The sequence below is a fragment of the Ascidiaceihabitans sp. genome, from assembly GCF_039986515.1.
Lineage (GTDB): Bacteria > Pseudomonadota > Alphaproteobacteria > Rhodobacterales > Rhodobacteraceae > Ascidiaceihabitans.
In genome coordinates, this window is sequence record NZ_JBDWQO010000007.1 from 936,358 (window position 1) to 959,118 (window position 22,761).

23 protein-coding genes and 1 pseudogene are annotated in these 22,761 nt (G+C 53.9%); 14 read left to right on the top strand and 10 right to left on the bottom strand.

What is annotated here, in order from left to right; genetic code table 11:
* The first annotated feature begins 12 nt into the window (after window positions 1–12).
* The 3 genes from ABJL60_RS07255 (at window position 13) to ABJL60_RS07265 (ending at window position 2,120) form a co-directional block, all read left to right on the top strand.
* Window positions 13–375: a hypothetical protein gene (locus ABJL60_RS07255; protein WP_348373704.1), complete on the top strand. Its 363-nt coding sequence runs from the start codon at window positions 13–15 to the stop codon at window positions 373–375.
* A gap of 263 nt (window positions 376–638) precedes the next feature.
* Window positions 639–1,124: a YHS domain-containing (seleno)protein gene (locus tag ABJL60_RS07260; protein ID WP_348291226.1), complete on the top strand. Its 486-nt coding sequence runs from the start codon at window positions 639–641 to the stop codon at window positions 1,122–1,124.
* Window positions 1,125–1,403: 279 nt separating this feature from the next.
* Window positions 1,404–2,120, top strand: coding sequence for a hypothetical protein (locus tag ABJL60_RS07265; protein ID WP_348373705.1), 717 nt, complete (start codon window positions 1,404–1,406; stop codon window positions 2,118–2,120).
* A gap of 279 nt (window positions 2,121–2,399) precedes the next feature.
* Here ABJL60_RS07265 and ABJL60_RS07270 read toward each other — a convergent pair whose 3' ends face one another.
* From ABJL60_RS07270 to ABJL60_RS07280, 3 genes and pseudogenes are all read right to left on the bottom strand, one after another.
* On the bottom strand, window positions 2,400–3,161 hold the full coding sequence (locus tag ABJL60_RS07270) for a hypothetical protein (RefSeq protein ID WP_348373706.1): 762 nt from the start codon (window positions 3,159–3,161) through the stop codon (window positions 2,400–2,402).
* A 234-nt stretch (window positions 3,162–3,395) separates the two neighbouring features.
* Window positions 3,396–3,566, bottom strand: a pseudogene (locus ABJL60_RS07275) (integrase core domain-containing protein); the annotation flags it as partial.
* Window positions 3,567–3,691: 125 nt separating this feature from the next.
* On the bottom strand, window positions 3,692–6,262 hold the full coding sequence (locus ABJL60_RS07280) for a methyl-accepting chemotaxis protein (protein ID WP_348373707.1): 2,571 nt from the start codon (window positions 6,260–6,262) through the stop codon (window positions 3,692–3,694).
* A gap of 332 nt (window positions 6,263–6,594) precedes the next feature.
* On the opposite strand from ABJL60_RS07280, the gene ABJL60_RS07285 reads away from it, so the two are divergent.
* The 6 genes from ABJL60_RS07285 to ABJL60_RS07310 all read left to right on the top strand — a co-directional run bounded on the left by ABJL60_RS07285 (window position 6,595) and on the right by ABJL60_RS07310 (window position 10,049).
* Window positions 6,595–6,939 carry a hypothetical protein gene (locus tag ABJL60_RS07285; RefSeq protein ID WP_348373708.1) on the top strand — a complete coding sequence of 115 codons (345 nt, stop codon included), beginning with the start codon at window positions 6,595–6,597 and terminating at the stop codon, window positions 6,937–6,939.
* Between the two features lie 134 nt (window positions 6,940–7,073).
* Complete coding sequence (locus ABJL60_RS07290; protein ID WP_348373709.1) at window positions 7,074–8,156, top strand: hypothetical protein; 1,083 nt, start codon at window positions 7,074–7,076, stop codon at window positions 8,154–8,156.
* A gap of 9 nt (window positions 8,157–8,165) precedes the next feature.
* On the top strand, window positions 8,166–8,750 hold the full coding sequence (locus tag ABJL60_RS07295) for a hypothetical protein (protein WP_348373710.1): 585 nt from the start codon (window positions 8,166–8,168) through the stop codon (window positions 8,748–8,750).
* A 208-nt stretch (window positions 8,751–8,958) separates the two neighbouring features.
* Entirely contained in the window at window positions 8,959–9,321 is a 363-nt protein-coding gene (locus tag ABJL60_RS07300) for an SUF system Fe-S cluster assembly protein (RefSeq protein WP_108828111.1), read from the top strand.
* A 52-nt stretch (window positions 9,322–9,373) separates the two neighbouring features.
* A complete protein-coding gene (locus tag ABJL60_RS07305; protein WP_348373711.1) occupies window positions 9,374–9,724 on the top strand; it encodes an iron-sulfur cluster assembly accessory protein in 351 nt (116 codons plus the stop codon).
* A gap of 1 nt (window position 9,725) precedes the next feature.
* A complete protein-coding gene (locus ABJL60_RS07310) occupies window positions 9,726–10,049 on the top strand; it encodes a TfoX/Sxy family protein (protein ID WP_348373712.1) in 324 nt (107 codons plus the stop codon).
* 6 nt (window positions 10,050–10,055) lie between these two features.
* Here the strand turns inward: ABJL60_RS07310 and ABJL60_RS07315 are convergent, their stop codons facing one another.
* On the bottom strand, window positions 10,056–10,961 hold the full coding sequence (locus ABJL60_RS07315) for a 2-oxoglutarate and iron-dependent oxygenase domain-containing protein (protein WP_348289613.1): 906 nt from the start codon (window positions 10,959–10,961) through the stop codon (window positions 10,056–10,058).
* Between the two features lie 126 nt (window positions 10,962–11,087).
* Here ABJL60_RS07315 and tpiA point away from each other — a divergent pair, with 126 nt between their 5' ends.
* Complete coding sequence (gene tpiA / locus ABJL60_RS07320) at window positions 11,088–11,837, top strand: triose-phosphate isomerase (RefSeq protein WP_348373713.1); 750 nt, start codon at window positions 11,088–11,090, stop codon at window positions 11,835–11,837.
* A gap of 153 nt (window positions 11,838–11,990) precedes the next feature.
* Here the strand turns inward: tpiA and ABJL60_RS07325 are convergent, their stop codons facing one another.
* From ABJL60_RS07325 to ABJL60_RS07345, 5 genes are all read right to left on the bottom strand, one after another.
* Window positions 11,991–13,370, bottom strand: a complete 1,380-nt coding sequence (locus ABJL60_RS07325) for a TRAP transporter large permease (protein WP_348289617.1) — start codon at window positions 13,368–13,370, stop codon at window positions 11,991–11,993.
* Between the two features lie 4 nt (window positions 13,371–13,374).
* Window positions 13,375–14,070, bottom strand: a complete 696-nt coding sequence (locus tag ABJL60_RS07330; RefSeq protein ID WP_348289619.1) for a TRAP transporter small permease — start codon at window positions 14,068–14,070, stop codon at window positions 13,375–13,377.
* A 67-nt stretch (window positions 14,071–14,137) separates the two neighbouring features.
* Entirely contained in the window at window positions 14,138–15,145 is a 1,008-nt protein-coding gene (locus ABJL60_RS07335; RefSeq protein ID WP_348289621.1) for a DctP family TRAP transporter solute-binding subunit, read from the bottom strand.
* Between the two features lie 236 nt (window positions 15,146–15,381).
* Window positions 15,382–16,611: a sigma-54 dependent transcriptional regulator gene (locus tag ABJL60_RS07340; RefSeq protein WP_348373714.1), complete on the bottom strand. Its 1,230-nt coding sequence runs from the start codon at window positions 16,609–16,611 to the stop codon at window positions 15,382–15,384.
* A complete protein-coding gene (locus ABJL60_RS07345) occupies window positions 16,608–18,395 on the bottom strand; it encodes an ATP-binding protein (protein WP_348373715.1) in 1,788 nt (595 codons plus the stop codon). The genes ABJL60_RS07340 and ABJL60_RS07345 overlap by 4 nt, the downstream gene beginning before the upstream one ends.
* Window positions 18,396–18,541: 146 nt before the next feature.
* Here ABJL60_RS07345 and ABJL60_RS07350 point away from each other — a divergent pair, with 146 nt between their 5' ends.
* A complete protein-coding gene (locus tag ABJL60_RS07350) occupies window positions 18,542–19,177 on the top strand; it encodes a LysE family translocator (RefSeq protein ID WP_348373716.1) in 636 nt (211 codons plus the stop codon).
* Between the two features lie 106 nt (window positions 19,178–19,283).
* Complete coding sequence (locus tag ABJL60_RS07355; protein ID WP_348289628.1) at window positions 19,284–20,465, top strand: cytochrome P450; 1,182 nt, start codon at window positions 19,284–19,286, stop codon at window positions 20,463–20,465.
* Here the strand turns inward: ABJL60_RS07355 and ABJL60_RS07360 are convergent.
* The gene (locus ABJL60_RS07360; protein ID WP_348289631.1) at window positions 20,462–20,923 is read right to left on the bottom strand and encodes an Lrp/AsnC family transcriptional regulator; all 462 of its coding nucleotides are present in this window, start codon (window positions 20,921–20,923) and stop codon (window positions 20,462–20,464) included. The genes ABJL60_RS07355 and ABJL60_RS07360 overlap by 4 nt on opposite strands.
* Window positions 20,924–21,069: 146 nt before the next feature.
* Between ABJL60_RS07360 and cysG the strand changes: the two genes are divergently transcribed.
* Window positions 21,070–22,464, top strand: a complete 1,395-nt coding sequence (gene cysG, locus ABJL60_RS07365) for a siroheme synthase CysG (RefSeq protein WP_348373717.1) — start codon at window positions 21,070–21,072, stop codon at window positions 22,462–22,464.
* Entirely contained in the window at window positions 22,464–22,760 is a 297-nt protein-coding gene (locus tag ABJL60_RS07370) for a DUF2849 domain-containing protein (protein WP_348289637.1), read from the top strand. Before cysG ends, ABJL60_RS07370 begins: the two co-directional genes overlap by 1 nt.
* Window position 22,761: the final 1 nt, after the last annotated feature.

The following is a 22,761-nucleotide window of genomic DNA, read 5'->3' on the forward strand; positions in this document are numbered from 1 at the left end:
AGGAAAAATACCATGCGCTTTGTTACCAAAACGATACACGCTTACCTTGATTATCCCGTCGCCATTGGCCTTATCGCCATGCCATTCCTGTTCGGCCTTGGCGCTGACAACCCTCTGGCGTTTTGGCTTTCAGTGGTCACCGGCGTTGCGGCCTTCGGCCTGACGGTTCTAACCGATCACCATCTCGGCCTTATCCGTGTCCTGCCTTACAGCATCCACTTGGCCGTTGATGGGTTAGTCGGTGCCGTCTTTGTCATAGCACCTTTTGCGCTCGGCTTCACGGGCCTCGACTTCTGGTACTACGCGCTGCTTGGCGCCACCGTCCTCATGGTTGTTGGCCTCCATCAGCCGGAAGACGAAGCATTGAGCGCTTAAGCCTCAAGTTTAAGTTGGGGGGGGCCGCACAACATGTGCGGCCCTTTTCCCGTTTGAAGGCACCCTCGTTTTTTTCCAAGTAGGGGAATGAAGACTATATGACCTTCTCATTTCCCCCGAAATTGTCAGATAGTTCTAAAATTCATACGATTAGTTCATAGCAAAGCCAGATCTATTGTCAAAAAGTTCAAACTTGATATCTCAATCAGCACGAAATGGGCACTCGGCAGTCGGGTGCTCATAGTCAGAAAAAGGATCTTCAAATGTTCAAGAAACTCGCAATCACCTCTGCTCTTTTGACCGGTCTTGCTCTCAGCAGCACGGCCGCAATGGCAGCAGACGAACACAACGTTTCACGCGGCATCACCGCAGCCGGTGCACCTCTGGGCCTGCACGGAGTGGACCCGGTTGAGTTTATCGCAACTGCAAACCCCGTTGAGGGCACGGCGGCTTATACGGCCGTGTTCGATGATGTTGCATACTACTTCTCCACTGAAGAAAACATGAAGACTTTCGAAGCAGATCCCGCTGCATACCTGCCCCAGAACGGCGGCTTCTGCACATTCGGTGTGTCGGTTGGGAAGAAGTTCGACGGCGACCCTGAGTATCACGCTGTTATCGATGGTTCCCTCTATGTCTTCTTGAACCGTGCCATCTTTGATGAATTCAACAAAGACCGCGATGGCACCATCTCGAAAGCCGAAGACCAGTGGACGAACATTCGTAGCACAGCAGTCGAAGACCTGTAAGTTTCGCAGCAATAAGCTAATAGAAAGGGCGGCACATTGTGTCGCCTTTTTTTTTACAAAGCAGCCGTTCGAGCGATTGCTGCGAAGTATCCCTTTGCCGCGTACCGGACCTCGGCGCACAACGCAGCGAATGACCGCTCCCCAAACAACTCAACACTATGCAGAAGTACGTCATACATCCAATTCTCAGCCACAGTGCCACCGCTGCCAATAGGAACCTTGCACACATCATCTAAAAAATAGGACAACCAATGAAACGGCAGCCGAGGAGAACCCAGAGTGCCTTCAACGTCTGTTTTTACAATGGCTGCGATGTGTCTGGAATACATGTCCGCGAAAGGATACGATCTGGAAGATTGTACCATCGATCTCGATCTAGCTGATCAGATCGAAGGCCTTCCAAGCCGCAACCCTATCCAATCTATTCTTTCACCGGCAAAAAATGACTTCAACTCAAACAACAGCTTCTGGCTGATCATGCGCAAAGGCTCAGAAATTGTCGGCACCCTTGGGGCACGGTTTGACAATATTGGTGACAATGATGTCGGGATGCACTTGGCTCAGATGCACTCTCGACATTTCCCTCGGGACAGCAACACCAAGGTTATGTCGAATTTGGATGAAGACGCGGCAGCCATTAAGGACGGGCTGATCTACATGGGGGATGTGTTCTTTGCCAAAGAACACAGAGGCGATTTTGCGAAGACTCAATGCTTTTGTCAGTACGCATTTTGCCTGGCCTACGCGCGTTGGTGGCACAGTGCCGACTGGATCATCGCGTTGCATCGTCAAACAGACGCTTTGAACGGCAAAGTTCTACAACACGGGTTTACTTCGACCAGCTTCCCCGCCGTCCAAAATTGGTTATCTCCGCCCCACGGTCGGTCCGGGCAAGAGTATCTTTCCGGACTATCTAAACCGCATTTTTTGCGAAACATTCGAAGGTTTATCGAGAACCCTGACCTACTTGTAGATCCGATAATTCCGCGTCGGTAGCTGGCCTAGAATACACCTCTTTCGAAAAATTCCAGACGACCGGTTCATCATCGTGCCAAAGACCAGCCATAAGCATCGTGAAATACACTGTGATGCTTGCGTGTCCATTGTCTGACCAATGCAAGAGTTTACGGTCCTTGTAGGTAACGCCGTTTTGCAAGCGAACGAGCTGTATGTGGTCAGTTTTCGGCGCATGTCAGGTTTCGTAATATGCAACGCGATCACCAACTTCGGCATGTGACGCCAAAATGGACAGTTGGGTACTGGACAGGCTCATTCTTACTCTTCCTCGTTACTCAGCATGCAACCCAAGAATTGGGTGACATTGGCTTTGATTGTTTTCCATTCGGATAGGTGCGAACCGTTAAAGCGTGTGTTCACGTCAACGGCATGCGCTCGAAAATAGTGAGAGCATGTTTGATTGACGCCATAACCCTCTCTGGTACACCGGAACACGTCCGTTAGTGTGTTTGACGCGTCATAGCCTGAGTACATTATCGAGTGCATCACGACAGGACGTGCTGGTTCAGTTCGGACAAGATCCAAATTTGCAATGTAGTTTCGGGTTAGCCCGCCATGCAGTTCTGGTTTTGGAAATCGGATGCGGGTTAAGGACTTTAGTATTTGGGGTAAATCTGTCGTATCAGCGACCACAATACTCAAATGACGTTGCCCTCGCGTATCCCAAAACGCACGCAAGTCCCTGCTATAAATCGGCGCAAAGCTGTCCATGTCCACGCGAAATCCGTGGCTTGGCACCGTATAGCCTTCGTTGAAATCCCATCGCTCTTCCAGATAGTTGCGCGGCAGCTTGATCGGCAGCGTCTTGCCTTCCATCTCCATCCGCAGGAATTGGTTCACTGGCGCCTTGCTGCCCCATACATTCTCTTTCAGGTCAAATAGATGGTCGCAAAAATCCTCCGGAAGCCTGCTGTATGGGATGTCTGCAGGGTCTGATGTGGGGGCGTTAGAATCTGACAACACATTGTTTGGCAGCGTGCATACACACAAAGCCGCTACCCAAGCCCACTTCGAAAGCACGAATGCACCCCCTAATTCAAATGCGTATTTAAATCGCCAAAGCCTCGGTGTGCTAGTATGGAAATGCAGGACTGATGGCCAGTCGAAAACTACCTATGAGTGTACTGCATAAGTGTGGTGGCGTCAAAAGCTGTTGGAACCGAATTAAACATTTTCAGCGAGTGGGCGTGAATTTAGGAATGGTGGCAAAAACACAATGTTGAGCACCTGACCTGCCCCCGGAGGCTCCCTCATTCATAACGAGACTTTGCGGGTCTGGTTTTCATAGTTCTGGTCGTCGGTTTGGGCAAGCGCGGCGTGCGCGGGGCCCTCAAATTGCTCAAGCCTACGACGCGCTTCAGCGGGTGTTTGGTTCTCTAATGATGAGTGCGGTCTGATGTTGTTGTAATCATATCGCCAAAGGCTGCATAAATGAGTTGAGAGACCCGAACGTAAGCGGGACAAGACCAAAGAGAGATTGAGTAGCCTTTCGGTGCGAAAACTGAAGAGGACACATGCTCAGGAAGCCTTTTCCAGAGCAACAGATGTGATCAGAATTCTTCCCACCCTTCATTGGTCACGCTACCGCCACCAGTCGCTACGATCTTGGGCCTTTCTTTAGGCATCGCCTTAGTCGGTGCCGGACGTTTCATTTCAAGAACATTGGCTTCTTCGCCCGTACGAAACCGGGCCGTCGACAGCTTCAAACCATCAGCTTCGTTCGCCAACAGGCCACTTGCAGCAGTGACTTCTTCAAATGAAGCGGCTTGTTTTTGTGTGCTTTGGTCAATCTGGCTGATGGCAGCTGTGATTTCACCAACGCCACCAACCTGTTCGGCTATTGTGTTAGATATCTCATTAACCTCAGCTGAAATGCTCACCACGCTGACTGTAATCTCCTCTAACGAAGACTGCGCGCGAGACACGTTTTCAACACCCTCATACACGGCTGTGTCGCTCTTTGTGATGACCGTTGAGATCTCGTTTGACGCCTCTGCAGCTCTTTGCGAAAGCTGTCTAACCTCAGAAGCAACAACGGCAAAACCACGGCCAGCCTCCCCCGCGCGCGCGGCTTCCACGCCAGCGTTCAACGCAAGCAGATTGATCTGGAATGCAATGTCATTGATTACGGTCACAACACCTGCGATCTCTTTGGAGGCAGCAGCAATCCTATCCATTGACGCTGCGGCATCAGCTGCAACCTTCTCACTTGATTGCGCCGTATCCCGAGCAGCCTGTGCGTCCTTACTCACATCCGCTACATTCCCGCCAACCTGCTTGATGCTTGCAGAAAGCTCTTCAAGAGCTGCTGACGCCTCCTCAAGGGATGCCGCATTTTGTTCCGCCCGGTTTGACAAAACACCTGAGGTATCACGCAATTCAGCCGACGATTCCGCAAGTGTGCTGCCGCTCCCCGAGATCTCAATGATGAGAGACTTAAGCCCGTCTATCATATTATTGACATTGCCCTGCAGGTGCCCAAATGCACCGCGGAAGTCGCCCTCCATACCCTTAGTCAGATCCCCATCAGCGACACGCTCTAGCACTTGCCCAGTCTCGGACAGGCCCTGATCCACAGCACCCAGCAATTGGTTGATGTTTTCTGCAAGCTGGTTGAGGATTTGATCGGAGAACTTCGCCTCTACACGATTCGAAAACTCGCCACCGATGGCCGCTTCGACAACCGTGCCAAAGGATTTCCCAAGATCGATCATCATTGCCTCTCGCGCCTGCGCCGTCTCGCGATCTGAGGCTTCTTTTTCTTTTGCTATTTCAACCTCACGCAGTGCAGCTTTCTCTCGGTCTGCCGCCATCTCCGCCATCTCTTTACTGGCGGTTTCCTGCTCTTTGTTGCGGGCAATCAACTCGGCATCGGCAGATTGTAGGTCACTGCGCATGGTGTCCAGAGCTCGAGACAGATCACCGATTTCATCAAGACGATCTGTCTCCGGCACGTCACTGGACAATTCGCCTCTCGCGACATTTAACATTACGTCTCGTACGGACAGCAGAGGGCGTGTGATACTCTTGGCAAAAAGAATCCCAATCACCGCAGAAAACAACATCAGTATTGCGCCATTTGTGACAGTAGACTTCAGTAGTGTTGATATGTCAGCAAAAAGCTCCCTGTTTTCCTGCTCAGCAACGACGGCCCAAGATGTACCGGCGAACTGCATGGGTAAGTAGGCTGCTAAGGCCGGAGTCCCGGAAAATGTTGTAGTCTCTACGACGCCCGATGCCCCAGACAATGCTGATGCGACAGGCCCTACGGCGTTTTCATCAATTATGAACGCCTGCTCGCTGGCATTTCCACTCAACGCGCGCAAGGCTCTGTTGTCGCCGATGGCATAGACGACGCCAGTTTCACCGAGACCGGCCAAGGAGTCGTCAGTCACCCTGATTGCTTCCTTTTCAAACCTAACAATAAGGACGCCCAGGATTGCGCCGTTTGAGGCCTGTATCGGGGTCCCCATAAAGGCCGACGAGGTCGATTGTGCCAGTTCGTATTCCGAAAAGTCTTCAAAAACAAAGGGCGAGGCGTTTCCACCGTTAATCAAGTCTGCGAAGATGCGCGTAAGTCCAGTTTCCGCGATGCCTTCATCTGAGATGCGGATTGCGTAATCTTCGTGTTTCATCACACTAAAAAGAACGTTTCCATATTCGTCGACCAAATAAAGATCAGCATAGCCGTTCTTCTCAACCAGCGATCTCAAATATGGGTGAAACTTGCGATGGGCGCGGTTGTAACCATCACGGCCCTCAGCAAAGTCCAAAAAGTGCTTTTCCCCTTTTGGGTGTTCGTTGTCGATCACAAATCGCTGGCGCAAATGGTCGAATTTGTCTCCTGGGATGGCTTCAAACGCTCCGACAAAAGCTGTAAGGGCTCCACGAAATACAGGTGAGTTTGATTGCGAGACAACACTTGTTCGAAGCGCATCGAGTGATGACTTCAGAGATAGCCTTTTAGCGTTTGCGATACTTGTCAATCTGGTCTGCGCCTGGTTCTCCAAGATTTGATGAGCTGATCCAACCGCCATGTAAGCCATCATACCCACTGCGATACTGCATAGCACGACAATTGCAGCAGGGAGTTTGATTGCGATTCTTAAATTCCGGATCATCTCTACCTTTCAGCGCGGCCGCCTTAGAGGCCCCCTCTATAGATCGCGCATGTTCCTACTCATATAATCGACCGCTCCTTTCTAGGCAGTTAATACATGAGCTTCCAAAGCTTGGCCTGGCCATATTGACTGGTTTTTCGATCGCATCTTCAAGGCTGCCATTCGTCCATGTCGCAGCATTAGCTACAATGGGCTCTCTGCGGCCATTAGATCGATCACAGCATGTTCTGGCGGTCGATCCTACTGTACCAACATGGACGGCCCTACCCGCGAAAGGCTCTTCATTCTGGCCCACTCCGACATTCAAGGGATCGGGCAACAGAGCTTGCATTGTGGGCACGGCGAACGGGATACAATTCAAGACGGATCTGAACCAGATCGGCACCCAAACCGGGATCAAGAATGCAGGCAGCGCCTGGACACTGATGTGGGATCTAATGACAGCCGCGGGCTGGACACCCCAGCGCTTCCAATCTTCCCACAGGTTCAGAGTGATTTTGTTGAGTGGGGAAAAGCACTCGAGCGATCCCCTGAACTTAAACCCTGCATTCACGGACTGGATGATGGGCTGGCCTTCGGGCTGGACCGATCCGGTGCGGCCGGTAATGGAGTGGTCTCACTGGCTGCAGCGCATGCGTATTGCGCTTTGCGAGCTGAACTTGAGGGCTGCACTTTAAAACCAAGGTCATGATCAGTTGTAAGGTTGGAAACGGAGACTATGCAGCCGGTCCAACCTGTGCAACGGCCGCCACTTGCACGCTGCGGATGCTGAACGTTGGTTTCTGGACTAACGGTCAGCTAAACAAAGGCTGTGTCAAACCCCAGCGCAACGACCAAGGTTGTAGTCACCGGTAGAATCAATGCAGGCTTCCTTGAAAGAAATTTTGAGGGTAAACAGTTGGCAAAAGTGTCTAAAAAGACGGCTTCTATTCAGTATCGATACGTAAAAACAGAAGATCTATTCACAGGGTTTGATCTTCAAGACGTACTTGTAGACATTTTGCGTAGATCATCTGGTGCTGACGATCCAGCGTTGTCTACTTCTGTGCGTTTGCGAAAAAAAGATCTTGATCAAGACGGAAGTTTTTTTGTTCTTAACCAGATGTCAAACGAAGCCACATGGGATGGACCCGTTTTTTGTGGACAAATTATACACGTAAAAAAAGGTGTCGAAATTCCCGGTATTAACGGAACTGTCGACCAAGACATTCCGTCTCTAAAGCTTGCAAACTTTTCCGTCGGGAAGGAAAACAGCATTGTCGATGGAATTCTCTACTTTGCCATCGCTGGCAACCACGTAGGGCTAATTGAAGGGCAGAAAGCCCGCGGACGATCATTGGAACGCTTTTTGACGTCAATGCTGCAGGATGCGGAAGAGTTGGAACCAGGCGAAGCGATCCTTTTGCCTGCAAAAATTCAAGGCAAACTTCCTGAGATACGTTCAATGAAACTTTTACCAAAGAGATCCGCTGCCCAATCGGCTTCTAACAGAACAAAGCAACGCTCTCTCGCAGAAGCCAAGGGTAACGGAGCCACTGTTTTTGAGGTTCTCGAACTACTCGGTTGGAACCACGAGGAAATAGGTGCTCTCAGCGAAAGCGTTCCTGAAGGAGGTTGGATTGAGGGAGCTTTTAATGTACTGTTCAAACACGGCAAGTCTAGGGCCGCGATCAACCGCAAAGCTATTGAAGAAGCCGTTCGCAATCTTGACAACAGCTCTATCGGCTTGGTGGGCAATGGCTCTGAAAAAGGTGGACACATGAAGCTCTCAGAACCAAGATCTATTGAGTGCACCAGCGACATGCTGAACCCAGATGCAGCCATGCAAGCCATCGTGAAGGTAATGAAAAAGTGGGCGCAGTTGGGCCATATAGATTGTGACTTTAACAAATAAATGTGGGTATTGGCGCTCATAACTTTCTGTATAGGCTTCTGGTTCAATCCAACATTTTTGGGCGGCGATGTTCCTCAGATGTTGATTACTTTGTTTGGATTAATGTCCACAGGTATTCTACCTGCCATCTCTCTCTTGGTCGGGAACACAATTTCTGCGACATTTACACCAGCGAAGTTGGATGAGCTGGATGCAAAAACATCTTCGCTCATTGGCAAGCTGTTTAGCGTTTTAGCCATGCTACTCGTTGGAAGTGGGGCTATACTTGTGCATGAATCTGGCCTGCCCACTTTCAGCAACCCCTTCGGGATACCTTGGCTGGATGTTTACGCCAATGACGCCCCAGACCGCTTCGTTCAAGGCATAGTGTTTGCTTGCGCATTGGTTGCCACCGACAGGCTTCGACTTGTTTGGGTGACCTTTCAAAGCGTCCGTGAGCTAAGAATTGAAATTTCAAAAGCAGATAGTGAGAGGATCATCGAAGAGCGCGTCCCCAGTTCGTCTGCTCTGAAAGAAATGTTTCCTACAGATCCAGACTTTGGCTTGACTATCGATATTGCGGATAACAGCAATCCAAAGGGAAGTGATACATAACCCTTAAACACTGCTTTTTTAAACCTCGGTCGGCGTTAATCTTATTAAACACTTCAAAAGTAGTTTGCTGCAAATATCTCTGTCATTCACTGCAAAAATCCCTGTCACGCTACAAACAAGCAACTTCCCAAAGCATCGATTGCCCCTCTGGACGCAAGCGCACGCAATCCCTATATAATCACTCAGGAAACGTGAAAAGAGACCCGTGATGGACCAGAACAACGAGATGCTTGAAGGTGCGCCATTGATTGCGCCCTCTTCTACCGACCACCCGCTGTACGAGGCCGTCGTAGAGGGTTGCCGTTCGGTTTATGATCCGGAAATTCCGGTAAACATCTACGAATTGGGTCTGATCTACACCATCGATATCGACGCCGAGAATGCGGTGAAAATCACCATGTCATTGACGGCGCCCGGATGCCCTGTCGCAGGCGAAATGCCCGGCTGGGTTGCAGACGCCGTAGAGCCATTGCCAGGTGTCAAACACGTTGATGTGTCTTTGGTCTGGGAACCTCCTTGGGGCATGGACATGATGTCTGACGAAGCCCGCCTTGAATTAGGGTTCATGTAAGCAATTCCACAGATCCACGCAGGCAAGGCGTGCCCCCTACAGGAGCAGAAAAATGTTCTCGATCCCCGGAAAACAAGCCGTGTCCATCACATCAAAAGCGGCGGCCCAGATTTCCAAACTGATGGAAACCGGCGGCCACGCGGGCCTGCGTATCGGCGTCAAAAAAGGCGGTTGCGCGGGCATGGAATACACAATGGACTATGTCGACGACAAAGACCCCAATGACGAAGTGGTTGAACAGGACGGGGCCCGCGTCTTGATTGCGCCCATGGCACAAATGTTCTTGTTCGGCACTGAAATTGATTATGAAACCAGCCTTTTGGAATCCGGGTTCAAGTTCAAAAACCCCAACGTGACCGAAGCCTGTGGATGTGGCGAAAGTATCAAATTCGAAGGCATGTAAGATGGCCGTGTCCGACGAACAGATCGCTTTCGTTCATGATCTGTTTGAAGGTGTCGGGCTTTTAACCACACGCAAAATGTTCGGCGGGCTTGGGATTTATGCAGATGGCGTCATCTTCGCGCTGGTGATGTCGGAGGGCCAATTGCGGCTCAAAGGTGCGGGTGACATGGTCAAAGCCTTCGACGCAGAAGGGTGGGAACGCTGGACCTACACACGCAAAGGCGGCGCGGCCAGCTCTATGCCCTACTGGACGATGCCTGAACATTTGCTGGATGATCCCGAAAAGGCCAGCGCATGGGCACAGCGCGTCCTTGCAGCACTGTGATCAGGCCTACTGCTTTTGCAGATGCACATAAGTTTCCTCAAACCGTTTTGCCAGATGGTCCCCCGCCGAGATAACTTGATCTGACCCCGGAGGGGCCACATTAGTGTCATGGGTCGGGTTAAAGAACAATGGCACTGAAATACGCTCGTGCATGCCCCCCACCACGCGGTGCGGCGTGGCTTTTACGTCTCCGGCGGTCCAGAATTCCATCATTTCACCAAAGTTGATAACAAATTCACCCGGAGGCGCTTCGACAGCGATCCATCCGCCTCCTCGCTTGCGCACTTCCAGTCCCGGTGATCCATCGGTGGCCAGCAAAGTCAAACAGCCGTAATCGGTATGTGTAGCAATCCCGAAATCCTTGGCCGTCGCCCACACGGGGCGTTCCGGATAGTAGTTGCCACGCAACAAAACCATAGGTTTGGCGAAGGCCGCGTCAAAGTAATCGCGAGGCATGTCGGTGGCCGCAGCTATTCCGCGCAAAACATCCATCGCCACATCGCGGGCGTCATCATAATAGGCCTGAACCATTTCGCGGAAGCCGGCTGGAACTTTTGGCCATTGATTGGGCGCATAAACGGAAAGTTCAGCCAAAGGATCGCCCTTGGACAGCTCAAATCCGCTGTCGAAAAACTGTTTGTAGTCCGGGTTTGCATCCGGATCGACTTGTTCTGATCCAGGCGCACCCCAACCACGATTGGCACCGGTTCGTGCCATATCGATTTCACGTTTGGCGCTTTCAGGCAAATGGAAGAAGGCCCGGTACATTTCAATGACATCTTCAACACGGGACGGCGTCAGGGCGGTGTTATAAACGGTCGCAAAACCGACCCCCCTTGCCGCTTCGCCTAAAGCGGCCAGTGTTGCAAGGTCTCCTGAGCGGATAAGCTGTGCATCAAGTCTTGGGATCATGGAACGCATCCTTTTTCTGACACCCGCTGACTAACGCGCCGAAGCACAAAGGAAAACCCCGACATTGCTGCGATGCCGCGCAAATGCTATCAGGCGCAGCATCACGCAAATGCAGGACCCAAACACATGGCCAAAAAAATCGCAGCAGGCAATTGGAAGATGAATGGCACCAGTGCCTCCCTTAGTGAATTGGAAACACTGACCAAATCACACAGCACCTGTGACTGCGCGATCGTGATATGCCCCCCTGCCCCCCTGTTATTTCGTGCAGCAGACCTAACACAAGACAGCGTCATAAACATTGGGGCGCAAGACTGCCACACAGATCAAAGCGGCGCATTTACAGGCGATGTCGCAGCCCACATGATTGCCGACACGGGCGCGTCTTACGTCATCGTCGGGCATTCGGAACGGCGCGAAGCCTACGCAGAACGAAACCGCGATGTACGCAACAAAGCTGAAGCAGCGCGAGACGCCGGACTGACAGCGATTGTATGTTTGGGCGAAAGCCTCGAAGACCGCGAAGCCGACAACACTCTGGACATCATCGGAGGTCAATTGGCAGGGTCAGTTCCGAACGGGGCAACGGCGGACACAGTGGTGATCGCTTATGAACCTATCTGGGCGATCGGGACGGGAAAGGTCCCCACGCTTGACCAGATTATTCAAGTCCATGATTTTATGCGCGGCGAACTATGCGCCCGCTTTGGAACAGAAACAGGCAACCAGATCTCTTTGCTTTATGGCGGGTCGGTCAAAGCCTCAAACGCCGCTGAAATCTTCAAAGCGGACAACGTCGATGGGGCATTGGTGGGTGGCGCAAGCCTGCAGGCGTCAGACTTCAGCCCAATCATCGACGCCCTGAACACCGCCTAGGCTCAGGACCCATTAATCCTGTGGCGCTGGTTTGATGGGTCCTGAGCCTAGTCTTCCTTTCGCCCGAAATACTTCGGAGCGCGAGGCAGCGCCTCGCAATGCGCCGCCCCCGAAAAGGGGGCGGCAAAACATCACGCGCAGGCGCAGCCTGCCCTATTTGGTGATGATTTCAGGGCCCATCATCATGTTGGGCAACCACGTCGAAATCGCCGGAATATAGGTGACCATAATCAAGAACACGAACAACACAGCCGTGAAGGGCATGGCCGCCTTCACCACACGCATCATCGGCATGCCCGCCACACCCGAGGTGACAAACAGGTTCAGACCAACAGGCGGGGTGATCATACCGATTTCCATGTTCACAACCATGATGATGCCCAGATGAATGGGATCAATGCCCAGCTCGATCGCGATGGGAAAGACCAGGGGCGCTACGATCACCAACAGCCCTGATGGTTCCATAAACTGGCCACCGATCAGCAAGATCACGTTCACGATGATCAGGAATACCACAGGCCCCAAACCGGCCTCAAGCATGGATGCGGCGATGGCTTGCGGGATCTGTTCCTCGGTCAGTACGTGCTTGAGGATCAAGGCACAGGCAATGATGAACAATAACGTGACCGTCAGCTTACCCGCCTCAAACAACGCGTCGCGCGTGTCACGGTGGAAAAACACCGTGACCAGGGCAACGGGCTTTTCGATCAAAGTCAAATTGCGCACGTCTTCATCCTTGGTGCGCAACGGCCCCATGTCACGGTACACAAAGACCGAAATCAAAAAAGCATAGACCGCAGCCACTGCCGCCGCTTCAGTGGGCGTGAAGATACCGCCGTAGATGCCACCCAGAATGATGACAATCAGAAACAGGCCCCAAGACGCATCAAGGCCAGAGGCACGGATTTCACCCCACCCCAACCAGTCGCCTTTGGGCAGATCGCGCAGCTTGGCGACCACATAAATAGCCGTCATCAACATGAAACCCGCCATAAGCCCCGGAATGACACCGGCAAGGAACATGCGCCCCACGGACACATCCACCGCAGAGGCATAAACCACCATAACGATAGAGGGCGGGATCAGGATGCCCAAGGTGCCCGCATTGGCAATGACGCCAGCGGCAAAATCTTTGGTGTAGCCGACTTGGCGCATACCAGCGATCACGATCGTGCCGATGGCAACCACGGTGGCCGGGGACGATCCAGACAATGCAGCAAAGAGCATACAAGCAAAGACACCCGCAATCGCCAAACCGCCGGGCAAATGCCCCACGCAGGCAATGGAAAAGCGGATAATGCGTTTCGCCACGCCGCCCGTCGACATGAAGGTCGAGGCCAGAATAAAGAACGGAATGGCCAGAAGCGTGTAGTGTTCGCGCATCGCATCAAACATCGAATTGGCGACAGAGGCCAGCGAAGCATCGGAATAGATCAGCAAAAACAACGTCGAAGACAGGCCCAAAGACACCGCAATCGGCACCCCGATCAGCATCAGCCCGATGACCATCGAGAAAAGAAGTACAACGTCCATAGGTTCAGTCTCCTGCGTTCACATGACGCACGTTTTCGACGTCGTCTTCGGCTTCATGGCTGACGATCAGGCTGGTGGACACACCTGTCCACACACGCACAAAGGCCTGAATGAAGCGAAATAAAATCAGCGCCACGCCAAAAGGCAGAATGAAGCGCAAAACGACCATCGGGAATTTTTCGTAAGATTCATCGTAGTTGATCAAAGGTTCTAACCAGCGCAGCCATTCCACCATGGGAATGCCATTATCTGTCAGATAGCCACGAAAGGACGATCGACGCATCTCCTCAAATCCCGTCGGAAACCAACGGCCTGTGGTTTGCGGCAGGTTGGCAAAGTTGGCCCAAGCATCCCAGGCGCCTTTCATCAAAAGCACCGCAAACAGAATGCACAACGCGCCCGCAATCAACGCCAGCACGCGGCGGATGGGCGGGGAAAACAGGTTGGTGACCGCATCGACACCCAAGTGCGACGTGGTTTTGATCGCATAACTCGCACCAAAAATCACCAGCCATGCAAACAGGTTCGCCACTGCATCCAAACCCCAGATCAAGCCAGAATTAAATGCAAAGCGCAGCACCACATTAATAAAGGTGATCACCAGCATCGCGCCCAAAATCAGTGCAATCGCCGTTTCTTCGAACTCGTTGACCCAGCGCCCCACGCCTGTCAATTCGGCTTTGTTGTAATTGGACGCCATCGTCCTTCCCCCCTGTTTCAAACAGAATAAACCCCGCGCCAGACCAGCCAGCGCGGGGTTCTTGAGCTTAGTTTGTTGCGGCGTTGATCGCTTGGGCCGCGTCGATGTTTTCTTGGCCAACATCGCCTTTGAACTGTTCCCAAACGGGTTTCATAACGCTCACCCATTCTTCGCGCTGCTCTGCAGTCAGTTCACGCACAACACCGCCCGCGTCCAGAATGGCTTGCTTGTTGGATGCGTTCACAGCTGTGGATTCCGCGTTACGCGCCGAAGTGACTTCTTCGATGATCGTGCCAAGCTGGGTGCGCACACCTTCGTCCAGACCTTCCCACCAATCCACATTGGTCACCAACAGATAGTCGATGATGCCGTGGTTGGTTTCGGTCACGCCGTCTTGGACTTCAAAGAACTTTTTGCCGTAGATGTTGGACCAGGTGTTTTCCTGACCATCGACAACACCGGTTTGCAACGCGCCGTACACTTCGGAAAACGCCATTGGTTGCGGAGAGCCACCCAAAGCCGCCATTTGCGCTTTCAAAACGTCAGAGTTTTGAACGCGGAACTTGAGGCCATCGGCATCAGATGGGGATTCCAAAGGCACGTTGGCCGACATTTGCTTCATGCCGTTGTGCCAGAACGCGAGGCCCAAAAGGCCACGGCGCGTCATGCTTTCTTTCATAGCCTGACCCGTTTCAGAGCTTTGGAACGCGTCAACAGCCGCGATGTCGTTGAACATGAAGGGCAGATCAAAGATGCGGAATTGCTTGGTGAACTGCTCGAACTTGGACAGCGATGGGGCCGCCAGTTGAACGTCGCCTTGCAGCATCGCTTCCAGCACCTGGTTGTCGTTGTACAGTGTCGAATTCGGGAACACTTCCATGCAGGCCGTGCCGTTCATCTCGTCATTGACGCGCTGTTCCAGCAGCGAGGCGGCGATGCCTTTGGGGTGTTTGTCGGTGTTGGTCACGTGGCTGAATTTGATGACGATTTCGCCGTCATCACAAGCCGCCGCAACGGCACCAGCGGAGACTGTAAAGCTAAGCGCGGCCGCAGCCACAGCAGATACGAATTTCATGTGGTTTCCTCCCAGAAACATAGATGTAGCGCCACCTTTTGGGCGGCTTGCAGCAAGTGAACCACATCCACACCTCCGATGCATGGACGCGGAGGCACTAAAAACAAACTTGGATTAATTACAATGAAAACAGTTACTAACGCAGCTTTTTAAAAGTAAAACTCACGCACACAAACCCAAAGCGTGCGGATTTTCGCACAGCACCTGAACCATCTGTGCGGAAATCCGCACAGATGTTAGCGCCGGTAGTCTTCGGCGCGAATCCCGTATCGTTTCAATTTGTCGTAAAAGGTTTTCCGCGGCAGCTTTAACCCTTCAGCCGCACGGGCCGCCATCCCGTTGTGCCGCCCCAAGGCAGCAATCAGCAATGACCGCTCTACCCGCGCCATCTGTTCGCTTAGTCCCAGATCAGTGGCTTCCGTGACGTCTTCCGGCATGCCCAAGACAAACCGCATCGCCGCACTCATCAACGATCGCGCATTGCCGGGCCAGTTTTGCGCCATCAATGTGGCTTCAAAATCCGGGTTAATATCCGGCGCTTGCAAGCCTGCCTGTTCGCTGGCTTGGGCAACGTAATGGCGAAATAGGACGGGAATGTCTTCGGGGCGCTCTGCCAATGAAGGGATGCGCACAGTCATGGTGTTGACGCGGTAATAAAGGTCTGCATTCAAGCGGCCTTGGGCCACAACATCGTCCAGATCACGCGTGCTGCCCGCCAGCAGACGCGCTGTCGCGCCACCTTCCAGCACTTCTGCCAGAAACAATTGCGTGTTGGCAGGCAACAGGGCGATTTCATCCAGAAACAAGCTGCCGCCTTGTGCGTCTTGCAGCGCCGCTTCCAGATGCAGCACGGTCAAATCTGCCGCAGCCTGTTTCACAAATGGCGCTTTGGACCGTGTGGATGACAGATGGATCACTTCAGCCACTTTGGAAATACCGGTGCCGGTCGCGCCGGTCACAAGCACATCAGCATCCAATTGTGCAAACCGGCGCACCCGCGTGCGCATCGCTTCTGCCAGATCAGAAGACCCAAACAACATGCGCGCCGCAGGATCACCTGTTTCCACCAATTCCGTCAGACGACGGTTTTCCAAAACCAATGCGCGTGTCTTTAAAGCCCGCTCAAGAACAGCCAACAAGTCACTGGGGGCGCAGGGTTTTTCCAAAAAATCAAAAGCGCCCTGACCCATGGCCTGCACCGCCATCGGAATATCCCCTTCCCCTGTCAGCAAGATCACAGGCAGATCGGGGTCTTGGGCATGGGCATAATCCAAAAGATGAAACCCGTCGCGCCCCGGCATGCGGATGTCGGACAAGATGACCCCGTCAAAGCCCCTGTTGATGTGGTCTTTGGCCGCAACAAAAGACCCCACAGGCATTGGATCAAGATCGGCCAGTTCCAGCGTTTGCGACACCGCGTCCCGCACGGCTGCATCATCATCCACCACAAGAACAGATCGTGTCATGTTATCTTGCCATCCTCTTGCCAGTGATCCAGATGCACCATGAACACAGCGCCTTTGTCTGTGTTGGTGCCACGAATTTCGCCGCCAAAACTTTGCACGATGCCGTAAGAAATCGACAGACCCAACCCCATGCCTTCGGACGCGCCGACTTCTTTGGTCGAATAGAACGGGTCGAACACTTTGTCAGGCACTGAAATGCCCGGGCCGGTGTCTTCGAAGGTCACTGTCACAGCACCGAGCCCGTCCGGATTCCCGCCATCGGCTGGCGCTTTGCCTTGGACGATATGTATCGTGAGCTGCTTTTCAGCACTGTCTTGCATCGCGTCGGCCGCATTGCTGATCAGGTTTACAAACACCTGCCCCAAACGGACTTCGCCGCCACGCACATAGACAGGATTGTCAGGGCGGTTCACCTGCAACACAACACCGCAGGCGCGCAGTCGCGCCTCCGTCAGCTCAAGCGCCGACACCAACACTGCGCCCACGTCCACCCGCACAAGGCTTTCGCTTTCCTGCCGCGCAAAGGCCCGTAAATTTTTGATAATGCGCCCCATGCGCCGCGCCAGTTCCGAAATACGGGTCAAGTTTTCCGCGGCCCGTTCCGGTTTGTCACGGGCCATAAATTCGACGCCATTTTCCGCAAATGACCGGATTGCCATCAAAGGCTGGTTCAATTCGTGGCTGATGCCTGCGCTCATCTGCCCCAAAGCGCTTAGCTTGCCTGCTTGCACCAGATCAGATTGCGCCTGCGCCAGCGCGGCTTGCGCTTCTTCCCGCTCTGTTGCCTCAAAACGCAGCTGGGCGTTGCTGCGTTCCAGTTCTGTGGTGCGTTCGGCCACGCGGGCTTCCAATAACGCATTGGCCTGCGCCAATGTGCGTCTGCGTTCGGTCGCCACAAACAACACGGCCCCAAAGGCCAAACACAAGGCCGCAACCGCCGCCGCCTGCAACATCGCAAGGCGGCGCGCGGGCGACACATCCATCAACACTTCGCCCGTCATGCCAATCACTGGCAAATCGCGCGTGATATGCAATGCATTGGCAGGCAAATACGGGCCCCACCCCAATTGCCAGACCTCATGCGGCCCCAACAGGTAACTGTTAAAGGCAGGGGCAATGCCCGATGCCGGTCGCAATCCCGGTTGATCTTCGCGGCGTTGCCAAAACACCAGTTCAGAGCGGTTTGAAATGAAGACTTCGCCTGTATCGTCGGTGAAAAACACAGGCGGGTTGGACCCGACCCAATCCCATTCGATGGCCGCTATGTCTGCCGCCACCACCACAGCGCCCTGCACAGTGCCCGCCCCCGAAAAGATAGGGGCCGCGTAATAGTAAGCCCTGCGATCAAATGGGGCACGCAGCCCATGCGCACGTCCCAACGCCCCTTGCATAGCCCGGCGCACAAAAGGCTGCGCGCTGAGATCCAGACTGTCCACACCGCGTGCCGATGCCAACACAAAGCCATCCGTGTCCACAACCATCACATCCAAAGCGCCGGTTTTATCGACAATTTCCAGCAACCGCCTCCGCGTCACGGTGTCGACGATGCCACCTGCAATTTGGGCGGCGACAGGGCGGTCTGCCGTCAGAACTGCCAATTCGCGGTACCGCTGCAATTGCCCCGTAAGCCGATCCGCCGCCAAAGCGAGATCCACAGACCCCTGACGCGACAGCTGCCCCAAGGCCTGAACGTACCCGTAGCGCCACACCCCCGTCGAGATGGCCAGAACCACCACGCCAAAGCCGAACGCAATCACCAGTCTTTGAAAAATCCCCTGCCCCATTGCCACATCCTAACAAAGCCATGTGCAAAGGCCAGCCTACAAGCGGCACGGGCGGCAAAGACACCGTGCAAAATGCACAAACCATCGTTGCCCAATGCGCTATGGCAGCATAGAATTTTACTGAACGATCATTTGGGACATCACCGATGCCAGAGCTTTCTACCTTACTGCTTTTTGCAACCGCAGCGCTTGCTTTGACGATGACACCGGGGCCCGACATGCTGCTGATTGCGTCACGCAGTGCCGCGCAGGGCCGTGTCGCTGGGCTCGCCACATGGGCCGGGATCGCTGCGGGCACTTATTTTCACGCTTTGGCCGCGGCGTTGGGCCTGTCCCAGCTGTTTTTGGCAGTTCCCATCGCCTACGACATCGTGCGCTACATCGGCGCTGCATATTTGTTGTATCTTGCATGGGGCGCCTTTACCGCAAACACGCCGACCAACCCGAAAACAACTAAAAAACGGGCCAACCAAACAGCCACCCTTATGTTCCAGCAAGGATTTCTGACAAACTTACTGAACCCCAAAATGGCTATTTTTGTGTTGGCTCTGTTTCCGCAGTTTGTGACACCTCAGTCCGGATCCATCGCTGTGCAGATTATGGTGCTGGCCACGGTTCTGAACGGCATTGGTTTTTTCGTCAACGGCACGGTGATCCTTGCGGCAAGCCGGGTCAGTCATAGTCTTTCGCAAAACGGCATGCTTGCGAAATGGTCTCAGTATGCACTGGGCACTGTTTTTGCTGCGTTGGCCGCACGCCTCGCATTCGACACATCGCGTTAAGTCATCCGTCGTCCTTCTTGACCAAATGGGTTGTTTTGCACACAAAGCCCGCGAAAGCCCAAAAAAGACCATAGTCATCCAGTGCGCAACACGCCATGGATAGGACATGACCTTGCTTGTTCAATCCCCGCTAGACCCTGATTTTGTGCAAAACCCATATCCGTTTTACGCCAGAACCCGTGCCCTTGGGCCTGTGCACTTTTGGCAAGACTACAACATGCTGGCGGCCTTCGACCATGCAACAGTCCACGCCCTGTTGCGTGACAAACGGTTGGGACGCGCCAGACCTTTGGATCAAAGCGCCCCATCCCAAGACCATTTGCAAGCCTTTGATGCGATTGAAGAACATTCAATGCTGGATATGGAAGGCAACCGTCACAAGCGTTTGCGGTCACTGGTTTTGCGCGCCTTTACCTCAAAGCGCGTGGCAAACCTGGCCCCCGATATTCGCAACATTTGCACCGACCTGATTGCAGCGTTTCCGCGCGGCGCATTCGACCTTTTGCCGGCCTACTGCAGCCAAGTGCCTGTGCGCGTCATCGCCCGTCTGTTGGGCGTGCCCGAAGCCCACGCCCCTGATCTGTTGCGCTGGTCGAGTGCGATGGTTGCCATGTATCAAGCCAGCCGCACGGTTGATACGGAACACGCAGCAAACACCGCCGCTGCCGAATTCAATAGCTATTTGCGCGACTATATCAAAGTGAAACGCAATCACCCTGCCGATGATCTGATCACCCGATTGATTGCAGCGGAAGAAGACGGCGAAAAGCTGAACACAGATGAATTGATCGGCACCTGCGTTTTGCTTTTGAACGCCGGACACGAAGCAACAGTGCACAGTTTGGGCTTGGCTTTAAAAACGCTGTTGGAACACAACACCGACAGGGCTGCCTTGGCCCCGGATGCAATCGCCAACACCACAGAAGAGCTGTTGCGTTTCGACCCGCCCCTGCACATGTTCACGCGTTTTGCGTACGAAGACATCAGTCTAGGCGGGCATATTTTGAAGGCGGGTCAGCAGGTTGCGCTGATGCTGGGTGCCGCAGGCCGTGACCCCGCCCTTTTGAACGCCCCCGACACGTTTGACCCGATCCGCAAAACACCTGCCCATCTGGCGTTTGGGGGGGGCGTGCACTTTTGCGTCGGGGCTCCACTGGCAAGGCTGGAAATGCATGTCGCCCTGCCGATGTTGTTTGATGCACACCCCGACCTTGCCTTGGCGGCGACGCCCGAATTTGCCAACACCTACCATTTTCACCAGCTCAAGGCGTTGATAGTCACCCCTTAAAGCGGCAACATGGTCGTGGATTTGATTTCTTCCATAGACAACAGCGCCGTGACGTTGTGCACGCGCACTTCACCGATCAAAGCCTGATAGAATGCGTCGTAGGCGCGGGCGTTTTTCACGCGCACTTTCAGAATGTAGTCGATGTCGCCCGCCAAACGGTGCGCTTCTTGCACCTCGGCGCGGTCGCGCAGTGCTTTTAGGAATTTTGCCTGCCAATCCGCTTCATGCTCGGATGTGCGGATCAAAACAAAGAAACACGCCTCAAAGCCCAAGGCCTCTGCATCCAGAAAAACCGTCTGTTGGCCGATCACACCGGCCTCTTTCAGCTTGCGGATACGATTCCACACAGGGGTCTTGGAACTGCCAACTTCCTTTGCAATTTCATCCAAAGACTGGCTTGCGTCGCGCTGCAAAGCCCCAAGGATTTTCCTGTCTACATCGTCTATCCGAACGCTCATTCGCTTCATCCTCAAATCACAGTACAGGCGTTCTATTCCGGTGGTGACCTAGAACAAACGTCCTTATCTAAGCTGCGCACTAGCAACTTATCGGGAATATTTCCTATATTGAGGGTCAAGTCAAACAACCAACACAGGTGCTGCACATGGATCATTTTCCTATCTTTCTGGCCACATCAGGTCGGCGCATCGTGTTATCTGGCGGTGGGGATGCTGCCCTTGCAAAGCTGCGTCTACTTTTGAAAACGACAGCCCATATCAATGTGTTCAGCCCCGACGCCGCCCCCGAGATCAAAACATGGGCCACCGAGGGCAAACTAACCCTGATCCCCCGCGCGATGGAGCCCGGCGACGCGATGTGTGCTGCCCTGTTCTATGCAGCGGACGAAGACGCGGTTGAAGACAAACGCACCGCCGCCATCGCCCACAACGACGGCGCATTGGTCAACGTCGTGGACAACCTTGAAGACAGCCAATTCATCACCCCCGCCATCGTGGACCGTGATCCTGTGACCATCGCCATCGGCACCGAAGGGGCGGCACCTGTTCTGGCCCGCGCCATCAAGGCGGACCTGGAAGAAAAGCTGCCCAGCACGCTTGGCACACTGGCGCGTATCGGCAAGACCTTCCGCAAGATGTCCTACAGACTGCCCTTTGGCCGCGCACGTCGTGATTTCTGGCGCGACTACTACTTCAACGCAGGCCCCGCTGCGATGACAGACGGCGTCGAAGCCGTGCAACCCGCGTTGGACGCCCTTCTGGACGACCACCTGAACCGCAAAGCCCGCGAGGGCCATATCGCCTTTGTTGGCGCAGGCCCCGGTGATCCCGAATTGTTGACGCTGAAAGCCCGCAAAGCCTTGGACGAGGCCGACGTGGTCATTTACGACCGCCTCATTAGCCCCGAAATCCTTGAACTGGCCCGCCGCGAAGCGATCATGCTGGATGTGGGCAAAGAAGGCTTTGGCCCCTCCACCCCCCAAGAGGTCATCAACGATTTACTTGTGGAACACGGGGTGTCCGGCGCACAAGTCGTGCGTTTGAAATCCGGCGATAGCACCGTCTTTGGACGGTTGGATGAAGAAATAGATGCAGTGACCGCAGCAGACATCGGGTGGCACATTGTGCCAGGTATCACTGCGGCCTCTGCTGCGGTGGCCAGCATCGGTCAAAGCCTGACACGCCGTGGCCGCAATGCGTCGGTCCGCTTCTTGACAGGGCACGACATGCAAGGGTTCGCAGATCACGATTGGGCGGCTTTGGCCAAACCCGATCAGGTCGCCGCCATCTACATGGGCAAGAAATCCGCCCGCTTCGTGCAAGGACGCCTGATCATGCATGGCGCAGATCAAAATACGCCCGTCACCGTGATCGAAAACGCCTCGCGCCCCGATCAACGCGTGCTGTCCACGACGCTGGCACATCTGCCTGCCGATCTGGCAGAGGCCGAAATGTCCGGACCCGCCCTCACATTCTATGGCCTCGCGCCTCGTGCCGCTTCAGAAGCCGCCGCTACACTTATCACACGGGAATTTGCATAATGCCTAAAGCGTTCACACCCAAAATCGTCACCGCCAATGATCTTCTCAAAGGCGACGTGATCTATCAAACGCTCAACGGCTGGTCGCGTGATCTGAAAGACGCCGAAGTCCTGACGGATGAGGCCCACGCAGACCTGCGCCTGATCGAAGGCAGCCAACAGGTGAACAGCGTTGTGGGCGTCTATCTGGCAGACACAGAGGTCGTCGATGGCGTCCCCACAACCACCCACTTCCGCGAAGCGTTCCGGGCCAAAGGGCCTTCCAACTACAACCATGGCAAACAAGAGGTCGCATAAG